Origin of the sequence: Pseudonocardia asaccharolytica DSM 44247 = NBRC 16224, from assembly GCF_000423625.1 — a bacterium.
Taxonomy (GTDB): Bacteria; Actinomycetota; Actinomycetes; order Mycobacteriales; family Pseudonocardiaceae; genus Pseudonocardia; species Pseudonocardia asaccharolytica.
In genome coordinates this window covers 37046-53134 of record NZ_AUII01000021.1, presented here as the reverse complement: position 1 = coordinate 53134, position 16089 = coordinate 37046, and the positions used below count along the sequence as shown (strand labels likewise).

Sequence of the window (16089 nt, the reverse complement as noted above, 5' to 3'; positions counted from 1 at the left end):
TTTACTTCGCAGTGATCGAGGTCGCCATGAGTGAGGCCAGCGTCGTCGTCCAATCGGATTGTCGGCGTTCTCGGCAACTTCTGGGAAATCCGGTTCCAACCAATGCGGCGAGTCGTACGTTGGCACTGTTGAGTGCTTTCGACGGATCCCGGTCCGTACTCGGGGTGAGCGAGCTCGCCTCGCGCGCCTGCGTGCCGAAATCGACCGCCCATCGATTACTGGCTGTGCTGATCAATCACGGATATGTGAAACGGGACGGAAACCGGTACCGGCTGGGCGAGCACGTCTTCGAACTCGGGTCGCGCGCGCTGCGGCCTCGCGGGCTGCGCGAGCAGGCCGTTCCGTTCATGGCCGAACTGCACCACGCGACCCTCGAGACCGTGCACCTCGCCATCCTGCACGACCAGCAGGTGCTCTACCTGGAGAAGGTCTTCGGACACCGCGCCGTGCCCTGCCCGACCACCGTCGGCGGGCGCAATCCCGCGCACTGCACGGCGCTGGGCAAGGCGATCCTGTCCCGCTCGGCCCCGGAGACGGTCGAACGCGTTGTGGCGCATGGTCTGGCCCGCCGCACCCCGCACACCACGACCAACCCCGACCTGCTGCGCCGGAACCTGTCCCGGGCGCGGGACGAGGGGGTGGCGGTCGACCTGGAGGAATGCCGGCTGGGGCTGGCCTGCGTCGCGGCGCCCATCGTCGATCGCCGCACCGGTGAGGCGATCGCCGCGCTGTCGATCAGTTCGCCGACCGCCCGGTTCGACCCGCGGCGCCTCGGGGCCCGGCTCGGCAAGGTGGCCGACACGCTCTCGCGCGCCTGCTCCTGATGCCCATCCTCGAGCGCGCGCCGCCGCCACCGACGTTATGGCTCCATAACGTCGCTGAAGGTGTGCCGCCACCGACGTTATGGCTCCATAACGTCGACGGCTGTGGTTGGGTGGGAATGGCGTATCCGGCACGTGGTGAAGGAGATGGACGATGGACGGCGTTCGGATGGCGCAATCCCTCACCGACGGCGGGGCGGGCGAGGATAAAGCTACCCGGCCGCGCCGCAAGAAATCCGCCGAGCAAACGCAGCGGGATATCCTCGTCGCAGCCGGCCGCCGGTTCGCCCGAGCCGGATACGCCGCCGTCACCCTCAAGGACATCGCCGACGACGTCGGGGTGACCGCCCCGCTCGTCGTGCGCTACTTCGGCTCCAAGCACAACCTGTTCCGGGAAGTGGCGAAGATCGAGGGTGGTCCCGATATCGACGCGGCTGATCTCGCGGGGCCGCTGGAGACGCTGGGCCCGCGGCTGGCGCGCCAGCTCGTGGCGTACTGGCTGGACCCGGACATCAGCTTCCCGGCGATCGCGCTGGTGCGGTCCCTGGACGTCGAGGAGGCCAAGACGCTGTTCGTCGAGGAGGTGAACCGGCGCCTGATCGACCCGCTGGTGGCCACCCTGCCCGGCCCCGGTGCATGGCTGCGGGCCCGGCTCGTCGCCGCCCAGGCGGTCGGGTTCGGCCTGTTCGCCTTCGGTACCCTGCTCGAACCCGACACCCGGCTCCCAGCGGCATCCGATATCGAGGTCGAGGACATCGTGACGCTGTTCGGGGCCGCGTTGCAGGCCTGCATCACTCCTGCAGGCTCGCCATCGCCGCCTCCATCGCCCGGCGCCCGCTGATCCCGACGCCCCCGTCGCAGTTGTGCACCGATCCCGTCGCGGTCCGCGCGTTGTCCCGGGACGCCAGCAGCACGTAGTGGCCGGTGTAGTCCGACGGCGTGATCCGGATCTCCAGCGGCGAGAACCGCTCCGTCATGTCCTCGACCGGCAGCGCCCCGAACGACGTGTCCTGCAGGTCGAGTGCGCGGGGGCCGCGCAGATCGGTCGGCATCGCGCCGGGCGCGACCCCGTTGACCCGCACGTCCGGGCACAGCTCGTAGGCCAGCTGCTTGATCAGGCCCATCACCGCGTGCTTCGACGCGGTGTACAGCGGGCCGCCACCACCCGGCCAGAACCCCGCATTGGACACGGTGAAGATCATGCTGCCCTCGCTCTCGCGCAGTGCGGGCAGCGCGGCCTTGGCCCCGAGCAGGTAACCCTTGACGTTGAGCCCGAAGATCTGGTCGAAGGCCGCCGGGAGCGTCTCACCCGGCAGCGCCTCGAGCGGGGTGTTGAAGTCCCAGAGGCCGGCGTTGCCGATGAAGGTGTCGAGCCGGCCGAACTCGGCGAGCGTCTCGGCCACGGCCCGTTCGTTGTCGGCGAGGCTCGTCGCGTCGCCCTCGACCACGAGGACCCGCTCGCCGAAGCGGCCGGCGAGCGCCTTCGCCTTGTCGGGGTCGAGCTCCAGCACACCGACCCGCGCCCCCTCGGCGACGAAGCGATCGACGATGCAGCGGCCCAGCCCCGAACCCCCACCGGTGAGCAGGGCGACGTCGCCGTCCAACCAACCCATGGCTTCTCCTAGATGTCGACGAAGACGGCGTCGTCGGCCACCCGCACGCGGTAGGTGGTGAGGTCCTCGGTGGCTGGCAGGCTGAGGGCCCGGCCGGTGCGCAGGCAGAACTTCGCGAAATGCCACGCGCATTCGACCTGCGCGCCGTCGACGTAGCCGTCGGCCAGCGACGACTCCTCGTGTGTGCACGTGTCCGAGGTGGCGAGGAACTCGCCGTCGACGTTGAACACCGCCACCGGCGGGTCCGCGTCGATCCGGGCCGCCTCACCTGGTTTGATCTCTGAGGCGCCGCAGGCCCGCACCCACGCCATCACCGGTCGCCCTTGATGAAGTCGATCAGGACCTGGTCGTGCTCCTCGGGTTTCTCCCACTGCGGCCAGTGCGCGGCATCGGCCATGTTGTAGAACTTGGCGCCCGGGATCAGCCCGGCGACGTACTCGCCGTAGTCCGGGCCCTGGCCGGGATTGTGCTCGGTCCAGAAGACCAGCGCCTCGGGCTGGAACTTCGTGAGCTCCTCCTCCTCCCACCGCGGGGCCCACCGCCACTGCCTACCGATCCAGTACACGTTCTGCATCGACCGGTAGATCTCCGGGAAGGAGTAGAGCCGCAGCCGGATCTCCACCATTTCGTCAGTCATCCGCTCCGGGCTGGCGACCAGCCATTCCATGCGTTTCCGGACGGTCTCGAACGTCGGGTTCACCACCGACCGGACCGACAGTTCCTGCAGCGCGGGGCCGCCGCCGGGCTGGGGGCGAAAGTCCGTCTTCTTGAGGTTCACCATCCCGAACCCGGTGTTCAGGATGAGTTTCCCGCACATCTGCGGGTACCGCATACCGAACTCGAAGGTGATCACCGCGCCCATCGACTCACCCTCGATATGGGCCCACGAATAGCCCAGCCCCTCGATCAGGTCCGCGAGCGCATCCACCTGCAGGTCCAGCCGCTGTTCGTCGTTGTAGGGCTCCTTGTCGGTGAAACCGTGGTACAGCGCGTCGGCCGCGTAGACACGGAAGCCGTTGGCGGCCAGGTTGTGCAGGTTACGGGCGTAGGTCTCGGCGTGGCCACCGACGCCGTGGATCAAGATGAGCGGCTCGCCGTCGCCGCATTCGATGACGCGGTGTCGCCAGCGCTTTCCCTGGACGATTCTGGTCTGGGTGCCGAGCAGCTCGGTCGCGACCGACTTCCACTCGGTGAGCGGCTTGCACGCGACCGTCTTCGACAGCGTCAGGACCTCCATACGGAGCAGACAAGCCCATCCGAGGCGGCTCTCGGTACGGCGCTGTTCCACGACGTGGAACCGAGCTGGGACGGCGGATCGGTTCCACGACATGGAACGAGCCGCTCGGTCGGCTGTGCGCGGCGAACATAGGTTGGCCCTGCGCCGGCGTCGCGAGCCAGATCAGGAGGAAAGCCATGGCCATCGCGGCCGAGAAGTTGCAGCAGCTCGTCTCTCTGGACCGAGGCGAGATCGATCGCAGCATTTTCAGCGACTCGGAGATCTTCGAGCAGGAGATCACGTCGATCTTCGGTCGCAGCTGGTTGTTCCTGTGTCACGAGAGCCAGATCGCCAAGGCGGGCGACTTCTTCGAGGCCCCGATGGGCCGCGACAACGTCCTGGTGGTGCGCCAGAAGGACGGTGGCATCAAGGGGTTGCTCAACACCTGCGCGCATCGCGGAAACGCGGTCTGCCGGGCCGAAGAGGGCAACGTCAAGAACTTCATGTGCACCTACCACGGCTGGACCTACGACCTCGCGGGGAAGCTGATCGGGGTCCCGGGCTTGCAGGAGCTGTACCACAACGAACTCGACCTCGCGGCCCACGGGCTGCGCGAGGTCGCGCAACTGGACACCTACCGGGGCTTCGTCTTCGCGACCGCGGACCGCGACGCTCCACCGCTCGCGGAGTTTCTCGGCCGCACGGGACGCGCCGGGCTCGAGATGATCGCGGGCCAGGGCGAGATGGAGGTGGTCCCGGGGATCCAGAAGTTCGTCATCCCGTGCAACTGGAAGTTCGCCGTGGACAACCTGTTCGACTGGTACCACCCGCAGATCACCCACCTGTCCGCCCTGCAGGCCGGGCTCGTCCCGGCGCCGACCGATCCGCGGGGCAGGCAGATGTCGGCCACCGGCGTCGCCGGCCCCGACGGCGCCGAGCTGGAGCTGATGGGCGGCGTGGCGAACGAGGACACCCCCGACCAGATCGTGTTCCTCGACGTCTTCGGCCACGCCCTCGCGGGGCCCACCGTGGAGACGATGGGCAACCTCGACGGAGCGGTCGACCACTCCTGGCGCGATACCCCGCGGGCGCGCGAGGCGCTGGGGCCGATGGCGCGGCGGGCGGTCGGCCACACCAACATCTTCCCGACGTTGTGGATCGCCCCCGAGATCCGGCAGGTCTCGCTACGGGTGCCGCGGGGCCCGGAGCTGACCGAGATCTGGTGGTTCACCTTCGTCCCGCGCGAGGCCGGCCCGCAGGAGCGGGCGATGACGATCCAGGCCGCCATCCACGTCTTCGGGCCCGCCGGCGCGCTGGAGCAGGAAGACGGCGAGAACTGGACGCAGAGCACCATACAGACTCGTGGCACGGCCAGCCGGATGATCCCGCAGGCGCTCAAGATGAACCTCGGGCGCGGCAAGATCGTGGACGACGACGGCCAGGACCCGCCCTATATCGAATGCGGCATCAACGAGCACGGGCAGCTGTGGACCTTCGCGTCGTGGATGGCGTGGCTGTCCGGATGCGGCTGGGACGAGCTGCGCAACCGCACCACCCCGCCCGACGTGATCTGACCGCCGACCGAGCCGAGAACAGGACGACCATGACCGTCGACCACAGCATCCGAGCCGAGACCGACACGCTCGCGGCCGCGCTGCGGCAGTTCGAGGTGGAGCGCTTCTACACCGACGAGGCGGCGCTGCTCGACGCCCACCGCTACCACGAGTGGGTGCAACTGTTCAGCGACGACACGCATTACTTCATGCCGATCCGGCGGACCCGGCTGCGCCGCGAGCTGGACAAGGAGTTCACGAAGCCGGGGGAGATCGCCTATTTCGACGACACCAAGCCGATCCTGCTCGGCAGGGTCGCCAAGCTCGCGACCGGCACGGCGTGGGCGGAGGACCCGCCGTCGCGCACCCGGCATTTCGTCACCAACGTGCGGATCGAGGAGGACCGGGGTGACGAGCTGGAGGTGTCGTCCAACTTCATTCTCTACCGCACCCGGCTGAAGTCGGAGGAGACGACCTGGGCCGGCTCGCGCCGTGACCTGCTGCGTCGCCACGAGGGCTCGTTCCTGATCGCCCGGCGGCACATCCTGCTCGAGCAGACGGTCCTGCTGTCGCAGAACCTCAGCAACTTCTTCTGATCCACGCGCGGCATCGAACCGGAGCAACCATGAAGATCACATCGCTCGGCTACCTGCGGCTGGAGTCGCCGGAGGCGAAGGAGTGGTCCACCTTCGGTCCCGAGGTGCTCGGGCTGGCGGTGTCGGAGGACCCGCTCGGCCGGGACGGCACCGTCGCGCTGACCAATGACGACCGGCCCGGCCGGATCGTCATCAGCGAAGGGCGCCACAACCGGCTCCAGCGCATGGGCTGGGAGGTGCCCGGCGCGGACGACCTCGCCCTGGCCGTCGAGGAGCTGGAGCGGGCCGGGGTGGCGGTGCGGCGAGCGACCGCCGAGCAGTGCGCGGCGGCCCGGGTGCGCGATCTGGTCGGCTTCACCGATCCCGCCGGGTTCGCCCACGAGGTGTTCTACGGCCAGCTGGTCGTGCCCGGGTCGTTCCGGCCGGGGCGGGCCATGTCGGGTTTTGTCACCGGAGCCCAGGGCCTCGGCCATATCGTGCTCATGGTGCCCGACCTCGCGGAATCGCTGGAGTTCTACCGCACCGTGCTGGGCTTCAAGGTCAGCGACGAGATCGACATGGGCGGAGAGCGGCTGGTCTTCCTGCACGTCAACCCGCGCCACCACACCCTGGCGGTCGCCGGCGTCCCGGGCATGCGGGGGCTGCATCACCTGATGCTGCAGGTCGGCTCCGTCGACGATGTGGGGATGGCCTACGACCTGTGCCTGGATCGGAAGATCCCGATCGCCATGACGCTCGGCAGGCACACGAACGACCGGATGCTGAGCTTCTATCTCCGTTCCCCGAGCGGGTTCGAGATCGAGTACGGCTGGGGCGCGGACACCGTCGACGAGGACCAGTGGGTGGTCACCCATATGAGAAGCCCCAGCATCTGGGGCCATCGGCCCGGCGACGCGCCCCCGCCCGGCTGCCTGGAGCCGGGCGCCGGGAGTCGTTCGTCCTGACCGGGCCGGGCTGGACGGGCCCGTCGGGTCGATGCACGATGCCGGTGTGACGATGTACGGCCGTCCGGCTCCGGGATCCCCCCGATGAGGGCGCAGGACCGCCGCGAGCTCGCGGTCACCCGTCCTTGGATGCGCGACGGCGAGACATTCGTCGCGGAGATCGTCACCAAGCTCTCCGACGACCAGCTGCGTGCCCCCAGCGCGCTGCCCGGGTGGAGCCGCGCCCACGTCGTCGGACACCTCGCCCGCAACGCCGAGGCGCTGCAGCGGCTCGCGACGTGGGCGCGCACGGGCGTCGAGACCCCGATGTACCCGAGCCCGGAGCACCGCAGCGCCGCGATCGAGGCGTCCGCGCAGGCGCCGGCGGCCACGCTGCGCGAGGAGCTGCACACCACCGCCGCGGCGCTGGAATCCGCGCTGGACGCGTTCGACGACGCGACCTGGCGCGCCGAGGTGCGCAGTGCTCTTGGCCGTCCGATCCCGGCCGCGGAGATCCCGTGGATGCGGGTGCGCGAGGTGTGGCTGCACGGGGTCGACCTGGACGCCGGCGCCACCGTCGCCGACCTGCCCGCCGGGGTCGTCGACGCCCTGCTCGACGATGCGACGGACACCATGTCCGCGCGGGAGGACATGCTGTCGGCGCGGCTGGAGGCGACCGACCGGGACCGTGCCTGGACGCTGGGGCAGGGCGAGGGGCAGGTGCTGCGCGGGAGCGCGGCCGACCTGCTCGGCTGGCTCCTCGGACGCACCGACGGCTCGGGCGTCACCGCCGGCCCCGGCCCGCTTCCCGTCGCCCCCCGCTGGCTCTGAGCTGACCCGCCCCGTCACGCCGCGGCCCGACCCGGGTTCCCTAATACCTTAGGGGGGTATAGTATCTGCGCCCGCGGTCGAGCGCAGGGAGGGCACATTGAATGCGAACACCGCGACCACGGTCATCGAGGCCTCCGGCCTGCTCCGAGGCTCCTCGAAGGGCGTCGTGGAGGCCGCGCTGTCGCGCCGGCCGGGCGTGATGAGGGTGGCGATGAACCCGGTGGCCCAGACCGCCACGATCACCTACGACCCTGCGCGGACCTCGGTGGCCGACCTCGCCGAGTGGGTCCGCGACTGCGGCTACCACTGCGAGGGCCGGTCGGTTCCGGAGCATGTGTGCGATCCGATGCTGCAGCCCCAGGAGGAGATGGCGCACGGCGGCCATCACGCCGGCATGTCGATGGACGCGATGGCCCGCGATATGCGCAACCGGTTCCTGGTGGCCGCGGTGCTGTCGGTACCGATCCTGCTGTGGTCGCCGATCGGGCGCGAGGTGCTGGGGTTCACGGTGCCGGCGCCGTTCGGGCTGCGCGACGACGTGTTCTCGCTGCTGCTGAGCCTTCCGGTCATCGGCTACTCGTCGTGGATCTTCTTCGACGGCGCGTACCGGGCGCTGCGGGCCCGCACGCTGGACATGATGGTGCTGGTCGCGGTGGCGATCGGGGCCGGCTGGAGCTACAGCCTGGGGGTCACCCTCACCGGCGGCGGCGAGGTGTTCTACGAGGCCGCCGCGGTCCTGGCCGCGTTCGTGCTGCTGGGGCACTGGTTCGAGATGCGGGCCCGGGGTGGGGCGAACGACGCCATCCGGGCGCTGCTGGAGCTGGCGCCGCCGATGGCAGTGGTGCTCCGCGATGGCCAGGAGGTCGAGGTGCCCACCGCCGCGGTGCGGGTGGGGGACCTGCTGCTGATCCGGCCAGGCGCGAAGATCCCGGTCGACGGCGTGGTGACCGACGGCGAGTCCGAGGTCGACGAGTCGATGGTGACCGGGGAGAGCCTCCCGGTGACGAAGTCGCCCGGCTCCGAGGTGATCGGTGCGTCGATCAACGCGAGCGGGACGCTGCGGGCGCGGGCCACCAAGGTGGGCTCGGACACCGCGCTCGCCCAGATCGTGGCGATGGTGCAGGAGGCCCAGAACTCCACGGCGCCCGGGCAGCGACTTGCCGACCGCGCCGCGTTCTGGCTGGTGCTCGTCGCGCTCCTCGGCGGTGCCGCCACGTTCGCCGGATGGGCCCTGTTCTCCGAGGAACCGATCAGCGTGGCGCTGCTGTTCGCCATCACGGTCGTGGTGATCACCTGCCCGGACGCGCTCGGGCTGGCCACCCCCACCGCGGTCATGGTCGGCACCGGGCTGGGCGCCAAGCGGGGCGTGCTGTTCAAGAACGCCACCGCGCTGGAGGCCTCGGCGCGGATCGACACCGTCGTGATGGACAAGACCGGAACCCTGACCAAGGGTGAGCCAGAGGTCACCGACGTGATGGTCGACGGGATGGCCGAGGACGAACTGCTGGCGCTGGCCGCTGCGGTGGAGCGGGAGTCCGAGCACCCGCTGGCCGCCGCGATCGTTCGGTACGCGGCCGGGCGCGGCATACCGGACCTGACCCCGACCGGTTTCCGCAATGTCCCCGGTCACGGGGCGTTCGCTCAGGTGCGGGGTCGCCGCGTCGTGGTGGGCAACCGCAAGCTGATGGTGACCGAGGACGTCGCCTTCGACGCGCTCATGCCGCGCCGGGACGAGTTCGCCGCCGCGGGACGCACCGCGGTGCTGATCGCGGTGGATGGGCGCGGGGTCGGGGTGATCGCCCTTGCCGACGCCCCCAGGGAGACGGCCGCGACGGCGGTCGCGGAGCTGCGCGAGTCCGGCGTCGAGGTCGTCATGCTCAGCGGGGACAACGAGACGACGGCCCGCCGGATCGCCGGGCAGCTGGGCATCGACCGGGTGATCGCCGAGATGCTGCCGGGGGAGAAGGCCGCGACGATCACCGAGCTGCAGCGGGCCGGCAAGCGGGTGGCGATGGTCGGGGACGGGGTGAACGACGCCCCGGCGTTGGCCCAGGCCGACGTGGGCATCGCGATCGGCGCCGGCACCGACGTCGCGATCGAGACCGCCGACCTGGTGCTGATGCGCTCCGACCCGCTCGACGTCCCCACCGCCCTCACGATCGGCCGCGGCACCGTTCGGAAGATGCGGCAGAACCTCGCCTGGGCCGTGGGGTACAACGCGATCGCCCTGCCCATCGCCGCCGGCGTGTTCGCCCCGGCGTTCGGGCTGGTGCTGCGCCCCGAGATCGCGGCACTGTCGATGTCGGGATCCAGCTTCCTGGTGGCGGTCAACGCCCTGCTGCTCAAGCGTCTGAAGCTGCCGCGGCCCCCGGAGCCGACCCCGGCCCCGCCGCACGCGCCGGCGAGCCGGCCGGCCGGCGCTGAACCACGAGCGCAGCATCGCGGTTGACCTGCCCTATCCCGAGGCGGTGTCGCGGACCCGCGAGGTGCTGGTCGAGCAGGGCTTCGGCGTACTCACCGAGATCGACGTGCAGGCCACGCTGCGGGAGAAGCGGGGCCTGCAGATGGAGCCCTACGACATTCTCGGGGCCTGCAATCCGGACCTGGCCCACCAGGCGCTCGATATCGACCGCAGCATCGGCGTTCTGCTGCCGTGCAACGTCGTGGTGAGCGCCCGCGACGACGGGCGGCGCGGGCGAGCCCGGGATCCGCGACAAGCGCCGCGCCCAGGCCGAGCGTCAGCATCATCGCGGCGGCGAGCCCCAGCCAGCCGACCCCGACGGCGACGTGCGCGGCGCGCAGGATCCGTCGCGGTCGTCCGGCCAGCCGGATCCGGCCACCGATCGCGGTTGCCGCGGCGGAGTCGCCGGGCGTGAGCATGGTCGAAGCGGATACTCGGGCATCGTCAGTGGTCCGGGGCGGCGCGGTCGTCCCGTTGTGGTGGTCGGCTCGGCTGCTCCCCGGGCGGTAGTCGCGGAGCGGCGGCTGCTCCTCCCGGCGTATCCGCCGGCGCGGAATCGGCCGTCCAACACCACCGAGAGCGCGGTGAATGCGCCCGTGAATACATCCAGTGCGGCAGGTCAGGTGTCTCCCGCAGGCCGGTCCGGGTCGAGGTCGAAATTCCTAGCGTTCTCCTCGTCCGATCCGAACCTGCAAATGGGAGATGACGATGCAGCTCACGACCACGAATCCGACCCCGATCGCCACGATCTCCGTTCTGTCGGACGGCAACCCACTGCTGCTGACCACCGAGGGCGAGTTCGTCATCAAGAACCTGGTGCTCATCGCGGGTGCGCTGTTCGTCGCGGCGACCCTCCCGGCGCGACGCCGGGCATGAACGGGCGAGTGTGGTGCGAGTCGCCGGTGCGCGGCGCGCACCCGGCCGCGCCGTCGGCCCGAGGCGCAGGCACCACCATCGCCAGGCGCCGACCGATGACCGTCGGGCTCAGGTTCTGCTGCGGACCACACCATGATCGGGGGCGAGATTTCGTTCCAGGAGCGAGAATGCCTCGGCGAGTTCACGGATTCCGGATGGACTGTTCGCGACGGTCGGCGCCGACTTGATGATCGCCTTGAGGACGGCCTCGTGGGCCTGCTCGATGAGACTTTGGTCAGCCATGCGTGCCGAGGCTAGACCCCCCTGTGAGCGCGTAACAGTGTTCTAACACTGTTACGCACTCACAGGGGGCTCCCTCCTGCAAGGGATGCGTCGGCGGGGCCGGCTGTGTCCATCAGCACTCGGAGCCCGCCGGGCCGGCCGGACGAATGGGGCAACGCCGCGGACTGACGGCCGACTCCGTGGTCCGTCACGCGCATTGCCCGGGAGCGGGCGGCGGCGACTCAACGCCGCCGCGCATGCCCTGTTGCAGCGTCTCCCTCCCGGGGACCCCGCGGTCTGGCTCGAAGACCTCATGGCCGCGGCCCTGGCGGCGCGGGCCGGTGCGGAGCGGGCCTTCTCCTGGGATGTGTCGCTGCGTCCTCCGGCGGCGGGCCCCACGACCAGTACGAGTTGTGCCCGCTGTGCGCGGGGGCGAGCAGGGCCCGCCGCGCCCACGCCGCCCCACGTCCGGCCCACCGCAGCACCGGCTCCGCGCCCGCCGCCAGCAGCACCGGATAGAGCCCGGCCAGGTAGTAGGGCTTGCCGCCGGTCACCAGGAACGTGGCGGCGACCAGCACGTACGCGACGGCGGCCAGCGCGGCGAGACCGGACCAGGCGGCGGGGACGCGCCTCATGACCGCATCACCATCCACAGTGGATCCGATTCTCGCGTCGGTGCTGCAACGCAGGGTGGACGCCATCGCCGAGGAGATGGCGACGATGCTCGTGCGCTCCTCGCGTTCGTCGATCTTCAACGAGATCGGCGACCTGGTCACGGTGCTGTTCGACGAGCGCGGCCGCACCTGGCGCAGGCCGGGTTCGCCGCTGTCCGGCCCGGCGGTCATCGAGCTGGGGGTTTGATCTGCGGGGTTCCCCTGGGTCGGTTTCCGGCGTACTCTTCCGGCAAGATAGTCAAAGTTTTGATCGTCGGAGGGGTCGGGATGGGACCGAAGCCGTTCGCATCGTCGCAGGACCTGGCGGTCAAGGAGCAGACTCTCGAGGCGCTCGCCGAGGGCGTCTACGCACTCACCGCGGAGGGCGACCCGAACGTCGGCGCGATCGAGGGGGAGGACTTCCTGGTCTGCTTCGAGGCCATGGCGACACCCGTGGCGGCGTCGAAATGGCTCGCCCGGCTGCGCGAGCACACCGACAAACCGGTCCGCTACCTCGTGCTGTCGCACTACCACGCGGTGCGCGTGCTGGGGGCGTCGGCGTTCGAGACGGACGTGATCGTCGCGCATGAGCAGACCCGGGAGCTGATCGCCGAGCGCGGCAAGCAGGACTGGGACTCGGAGTACGGGCGGATGCCGCGGCTGTTCGACACCCCCGAGTCGATCCCCGGCCTCACCTGGCCGACCCTCACCTTCTCCGACCGGCTCACCATCGACCTCGGCGGCGACCGCGGCGACCTCGTGCTGCAGTACTGCGGCCGCGGGCACACCGAGGGCGATATCGTCGTCTGGCTGCCGCGCCAGCGGATCCTCTTCGCCGGGGACCTCGTGGAGTCCGCCGCGGCGCTCTACACCGGCGATGCCTTCCACCGCGACTGGTCGACGGGCACGCTGGACCGGGTGGCGGCGTTCGGGGCGGAGATGCTCGTGGGCGGTCGAGGCGCGGTGGCACGCGGCCGCGGGCAGGTCGACGCCGCGATCAGCCAGACGCGGCATTTCCTCGAGGTCATGATCGGCGAGGTGCAGGCCGTGCAGCGGCGCGGAGGCACGGCGCGCGAGGCGTTCGAGACCTGCCATGCCGCACTGCACCCGCAGTATGGGCGGTGGCCGATCTTCGAACACTGCCTGCCCTTCGACGTGTCGCGCCTGTGGGACGAGCTGTCCGGCGTCGAGCGCCCGGTCATCTGGACGGCCGAACGCGACCGCGAGGTCTGGGCTCAGCTGCAGTCCTAGCGAGCCGGCGTCCGCGACGACGGGAGTTCCGTCATGAACAGTGGACCGATCTCGTGGCCCGCCGACCCGGTCGTCGTGGTGGGTGCCGGCCCGGTCGGCCAGACCGCCGCGTTGCTGCTGGCCCGCTGGGGGGTGCCGTCGGTGGTCCTCGACCAGCGCAGCGAGCGCGACCCGATCGGGTCGAAGGCGATCTGCCAGCAGCGTGACGTCCTCGATATCTGGGAGGCCGCGGGTGCCGGGGCGAAGATCGCCGCCGAAGGCGTCACCTGGACCACCGCGCGGACCTTCCACCGTGACCGCGAGTTGTTCAGCTACACCTTCGTCGACGCCGGCAGCTCGGCGTTCCCGCCGTTCGTGAACCTCTCCCAGGCCCGCACCGAGCAGGTGCTCGACGAGCGGATCGCCGTCGAGCCGCTGGTCACGCTGCGGTGGGCGCACCGGGTCGTCGACCTCACGCAGCACGCGAACGGCGTCACCGTCCACTGCGACACCCCGGCCGGACCGACGGCCCTGCGGACGCCGTACCTGCTCGTGTGTACCGGGGCGCGCTGCGAGGAGCTGCGCCGGCTGCTCACGGTGTCCTTCGACGGCCAGTCCTTCGACGACCGGTTCCTCATCTGCGATATCCGCACCGACCTGCCGGGCTGGGCCTCCGAGCGACGGTTCTACTTCGACCCGGTGTGGAACCCTGGCCGGCAGGTGCTCATCCACCCCTGCCCGAACTCGACGTTCCGCATCGACTGGCAGGTTCCCCCGGACTACGACCTGGACCGCGAGGAGGCGTCGGGGGCGCTGGACCTCCGGATCCGGGCGATCATCGGTGATCGCGACTACGAGATCGTGTGGAAGTCGGTCTACCGCTTCCATTCCCGCTGTGTGAACCGGATGCGCGTCGGACGGGCGCTCATCGCCGGCGACGCCGCGCATCTGGTCGCCCCGTTCGGCGCGCGGGGACTCAACTCCGGGGTGGCCGACGCCGAGAACGCCGCGTGGAAGATCGCCTACGCCGGTCACGGCTGGGCGCCCGAGGAGCTGCTGGAGACCTACCACGCGGAGCGGCACACCGCGGCCCGGGAGAACCTGGAGGTCACGACGGCGACCATGGACTTCCTGGTGCCCCCGGACGCGGCGCGGGCCCGGCGGCGCGTCGAGGTGCTGGCCGGCGCGGCGACCGACCCGGCGGTCCGCGCGCAGGTCGATTCGGGGCGGCTGTCCGAGCCGTTCTGGTACGTCGAGTCCCCGCTGACCACGACCGACCCCTCCCGGCCGTTCACCGGTCGACCGCCCCGCGGCGCGGCGCCGCCCGCCGGGCCCGGCGTGCTCGTACCCGACGCGCCGATCAGGATGCCCGGTGGCGGGCCCGGCCGGTTCCGAACGCTCGCCCGCGACGGGTTCCTGCTCCTGCTCGCCGCAGACGCCGACCCGGTTCCGACGCGGGAGGCCGCCGCGGCCGCCCGCGGACCGGTCCGGGTACTCGCCATGAGCGACATCGACCCGGCCGGTGCCGTGTCGGAGGCGTTGCGGGCCCGGCCGGGCGAGGTGTGGGTGATCCGGCCCGACGCGCACGTCGCCGCCGTGCTGGGTGCGCCCGCGACCGCCGCGGTCACGGCCGCGCTCGACCGCGCGCTCGGCCGCACGGCCGTCATGGGCGAAGATCGGACGCAGTGCCACCGATCCACCCCCGCACCTCTGCTGGAGACGCCCTCATGACCTGGCTCGATCTGCCCGAGGACACCGGTTTCGGACTGGAGAACCTGCCCTACGGCGTGTTCAGCCCGGCCGAGGGACGCCCCCGGATCGGCGTCGCGATCGGCGCTGCGGTGCTCGACGCCGGTGCCGTGGCCACCGCGACGGGCGCACCGTTCGCGCAGCTGCTCGCGGGCCCGGTGCTCAACCCGCTGCTGGCGGCGGGCAGGCCGACCTGGCAGCAGGTGCGGCGGGCCCTCGTCGAATGGCTCACCGAACCCGTATTCGCGGACGTGGTGCGTCCGCATCTGCATCCGCGCGCCGAGGTGACGCTGCAGCTGCCGGTCGAGATCGGCGACTACGTCGACTTCTATGCCAGCGAACACCACGCCACCAACGTCGGCCGGATCTTCCGGCCGGACTCGGATGCGTTGACGCCCAACTGGAAGCACCTGCCGATCGGCTACCACGGCCGGGCCGGCTCCGTCGTCGTGTCCGGGACCCCGATCGTGCGCCCCACCGGGCAGCGCAAGGGCCCGGCGGACCCGGAGCCGGTGTTCGGTCCGTCGGTGCGGCTGGACATCGAGGCGGAGGTCGGGTTCGTCGTCGGTGCCGGCAGCGCGCTCGGCACCTCGATCCCGGTGGCGGACTTCGCCGAGCACGTGTTCGGGGTGTTCCTGCTCAACGACTGGTCCGCCCGCGACATCCAGGCGTGGGAGTACGTGCCGCTGGGCCCGTTCCTCGGCAAGTCGTTCGCCACCTCGGTCTCGCCGTGGATCGTCCCCTTGGAGGCGTTGCGGTCCGCCCGCGTCGCCCCGCCCGCGCGCGACCCGCAGCCACTGCCGTATCTGCGCGGCGCCGAGGACTGGGGACTCGACCTGGCGATCGAGGTGCGGCTCAACGGGCACCGGCTCGCCCGCCCGCCGTTCGCGGCCATGTACTGGACGCCCGCGCAGATGCTTGCGCACCTGACCGTCAACGGGGCGCCGACGAGGCCGGGGGATGTCTACGCCTCGGGCACCGTCAGCGGGCCGGAGCGCGACCAGCGCGGATCGCTGCTGGAGCTGTCCTGGGGCGGCACCGAGCCGCTCACCCTAGCCGACGGCAGCACCCGTACGTACCTGGAGGACGGCGACGAGGTGACGATCAGTGCGTCCGCGCCGGCGCCCGGCGGCTCCCGGATCGAGTTCGGCGAGGTCAGCGGCCGGATCGTGCCGGCTCCGGACCGCACGTGAGTGACACAGGCGCCGCGGAGTGACGCTTGCACCGCTCGAGCAGCAGGATCGTCGGCGTGCAGAACCCCGGCGCCGCGCACGACTGACCGGTCAGATCCCGTCGAGGACAACCC

Annotated in this window: 18 protein-coding genes; 13 read left to right on the top strand and 5 right to left on the bottom strand. The window is 70.8% G+C overall.

The annotated features are described in order from the left end of the window. The first annotated feature begins 26 nt into the window (after window positions 1–26). A complete protein-coding gene (locus tag G567_RS0118480) occupies window positions 27–824 on the top strand; it encodes an IclR family transcriptional regulator (protein ID WP_147201051.1) in 798 nt (265 codons plus the stop codon). Window positions 825–975: 151 nt separating this feature from the next. After that, complete coding sequence (locus G567_RS29755) at window positions 976–1662, top strand: TetR/AcrR family transcriptional regulator (RefSeq protein ID WP_051233269.1); 687 nt, start codon at window positions 976–978, stop codon at window positions 1660–1662. Here G567_RS29755 and hcaB read toward each other — a convergent pair. The 3 genes from hcaB to G567_RS0118460 are packed head-to-tail and all read right to left on the bottom strand — an operon-like array spanning window position 1613 to window position 3671. After that, window positions 1613–2434: a 3-(cis-5,6-dihydroxycyclohexa-1,3-dien-1-yl)propanoate dehydrogenase gene (hcaB, locus tag G567_RS0118470; RefSeq protein ID WP_028931152.1), complete on the bottom strand. Its 822-nt coding sequence runs from the start codon at window positions 2432–2434 to the stop codon at window positions 1613–1615. The genes G567_RS29755 and hcaB overlap by 50 nt on opposite strands. Window positions 2435–2442: 8 nt before the next feature. Continuing rightward, window positions 2443–2745: a bifunctional 3-phenylpropionate/cinnamic acid dioxygenase ferredoxin subunit gene (locus G567_RS0118465; RefSeq protein ID WP_028931151.1), complete on the bottom strand. Its 303-nt coding sequence runs from the start codon at window positions 2743–2745 to the stop codon at window positions 2443–2445. Further along, window positions 2745–3671 (bottom strand): alpha/beta fold hydrolase, encoded by a 927-nt coding sequence (locus G567_RS0118460; RefSeq protein WP_028931150.1) that lies wholly within the window; start codon window positions 3669–3671, stop codon window positions 2745–2747. The genes G567_RS0118465 and G567_RS0118460 overlap by 1 nt, the downstream gene beginning before the upstream one ends. Window positions 3672–3847: 176 nt before the next feature. Here G567_RS0118460 and G567_RS0118455 point away from each other — a divergent pair, with 176 nt between their 5' ends. The 7 genes from G567_RS0118455 (at window position 3848) to G567_RS34385 (ending at window position 10890) form a co-directional block, all read left to right on the top strand. After that, entirely contained in the window at window positions 3848–5224 is a 1377-nt protein-coding gene (locus G567_RS0118455; protein WP_028931149.1) for an aromatic ring-hydroxylating oxygenase subunit alpha, read from the top strand. A 29-nt stretch (window positions 5225–5253) separates the two neighbouring features. Next, complete coding sequence (locus tag G567_RS0118450) at window positions 5254–5799, top strand: aromatic-ring-hydroxylating dioxygenase subunit beta (protein WP_037057640.1); 546 nt, start codon at window positions 5254–5256, stop codon at window positions 5797–5799. A 29-nt stretch (window positions 5800–5828) separates the two neighbouring features. Further along, window positions 5829–6743 carry a VOC family protein gene (locus tag G567_RS0118445; RefSeq protein ID WP_028931147.1) on the top strand — a complete coding sequence of 305 codons (915 nt, stop codon included), beginning with the start codon at window positions 5829–5831 and terminating at the stop codon, window positions 6741–6743. Between the two features lie 84 nt (window positions 6744–6827). After that, window positions 6828–7553 carry a maleylpyruvate isomerase family mycothiol-dependent enzyme gene (locus G567_RS29750; RefSeq protein WP_051233268.1) on the top strand — a complete coding sequence of 242 codons (726 nt, stop codon included), beginning with the start codon at window positions 6828–6830 and terminating at the stop codon, window positions 7551–7553. A gap of 97 nt (window positions 7554–7650) precedes the next feature. Further along, a complete protein-coding gene (locus tag G567_RS0118435; RefSeq protein WP_028931146.1) occupies window positions 7651–10002 on the top strand; it encodes a heavy metal translocating P-type ATPase in 2352 nt (783 codons plus the stop codon). A 19-nt stretch (window positions 10003–10021) separates the two neighbouring features. Then, window positions 10022–10429, top strand: a complete 408-nt coding sequence (locus G567_RS32280) for a DUF302 domain-containing protein (protein ID WP_051233267.1) — start codon at window positions 10022–10024, stop codon at window positions 10427–10429. A gap of 293 nt (window positions 10430–10722) precedes the next feature. Continuing rightward, the gene (locus tag G567_RS34385) at window positions 10723–10890 is read left to right on the top strand and encodes a hypothetical protein (RefSeq protein WP_154667163.1); all 168 of its coding nucleotides are present in this window, start codon (window positions 10723–10725) and stop codon (window positions 10888–10890) included. 108 nt (window positions 10891–10998) lie between these two features. Here G567_RS34385 and G567_RS34380 read toward each other — a convergent pair whose 3' ends face one another. Then, window positions 10999–11172, bottom strand: a complete 174-nt coding sequence (locus G567_RS34380; protein ID WP_154667162.1) for a hypothetical protein — start codon at window positions 11170–11172, stop codon at window positions 10999–11001. Between the two features lie 290 nt (window positions 11173–11462). Next, on the bottom strand, window positions 11463–11786 hold the full coding sequence (locus tag G567_RS0118415; RefSeq protein WP_028931145.1) for a hypothetical protein: 324 nt from the start codon (window positions 11784–11786) through the stop codon (window positions 11463–11465). On the opposite strand from G567_RS0118415, the gene G567_RS0118410 reads away from it, so the two are divergent. The 4 genes from G567_RS0118410 (at window position 11785) to fahA (ending at window position 15976) form a co-directional block, all read left to right on the top strand. Beyond that, the gene (locus G567_RS0118410) at window positions 11785–12012 is read left to right on the top strand and encodes a hydantoinase B/oxoprolinase family protein (RefSeq protein ID WP_147201052.1); all 228 of its coding nucleotides are present in this window, start codon (window positions 11785–11787) and stop codon (window positions 12010–12012) included. The two genes, G567_RS0118415 and G567_RS0118410, sit on opposite strands and share 2 nt — an antisense overlap. 80 nt (window positions 12013–12092) lie before the next feature. Beyond that, complete coding sequence (locus G567_RS0118405; RefSeq protein WP_028931143.1) at window positions 12093–13055, top strand: MBL fold metallo-hydrolase; 963 nt, start codon at window positions 12093–12095, stop codon at window positions 13053–13055. A 33-nt stretch (window positions 13056–13088) separates the two neighbouring features. Next, complete coding sequence (locus G567_RS29740; protein ID WP_084796236.1) at window positions 13089–14765, top strand: FAD-dependent monooxygenase; 1677 nt, start codon at window positions 13089–13091, stop codon at window positions 14763–14765. Further along, window positions 14762–15976, top strand: coding sequence for a fumarylacetoacetase (fahA, locus tag G567_RS0118395; protein ID WP_028931142.1), 1215 nt, complete (start codon window positions 14762–14764; stop codon window positions 15974–15976). The genes G567_RS29740 and fahA overlap by 4 nt, the downstream gene beginning before the upstream one ends. Window positions 15977–16089 lie beyond the last annotated feature (113 nt).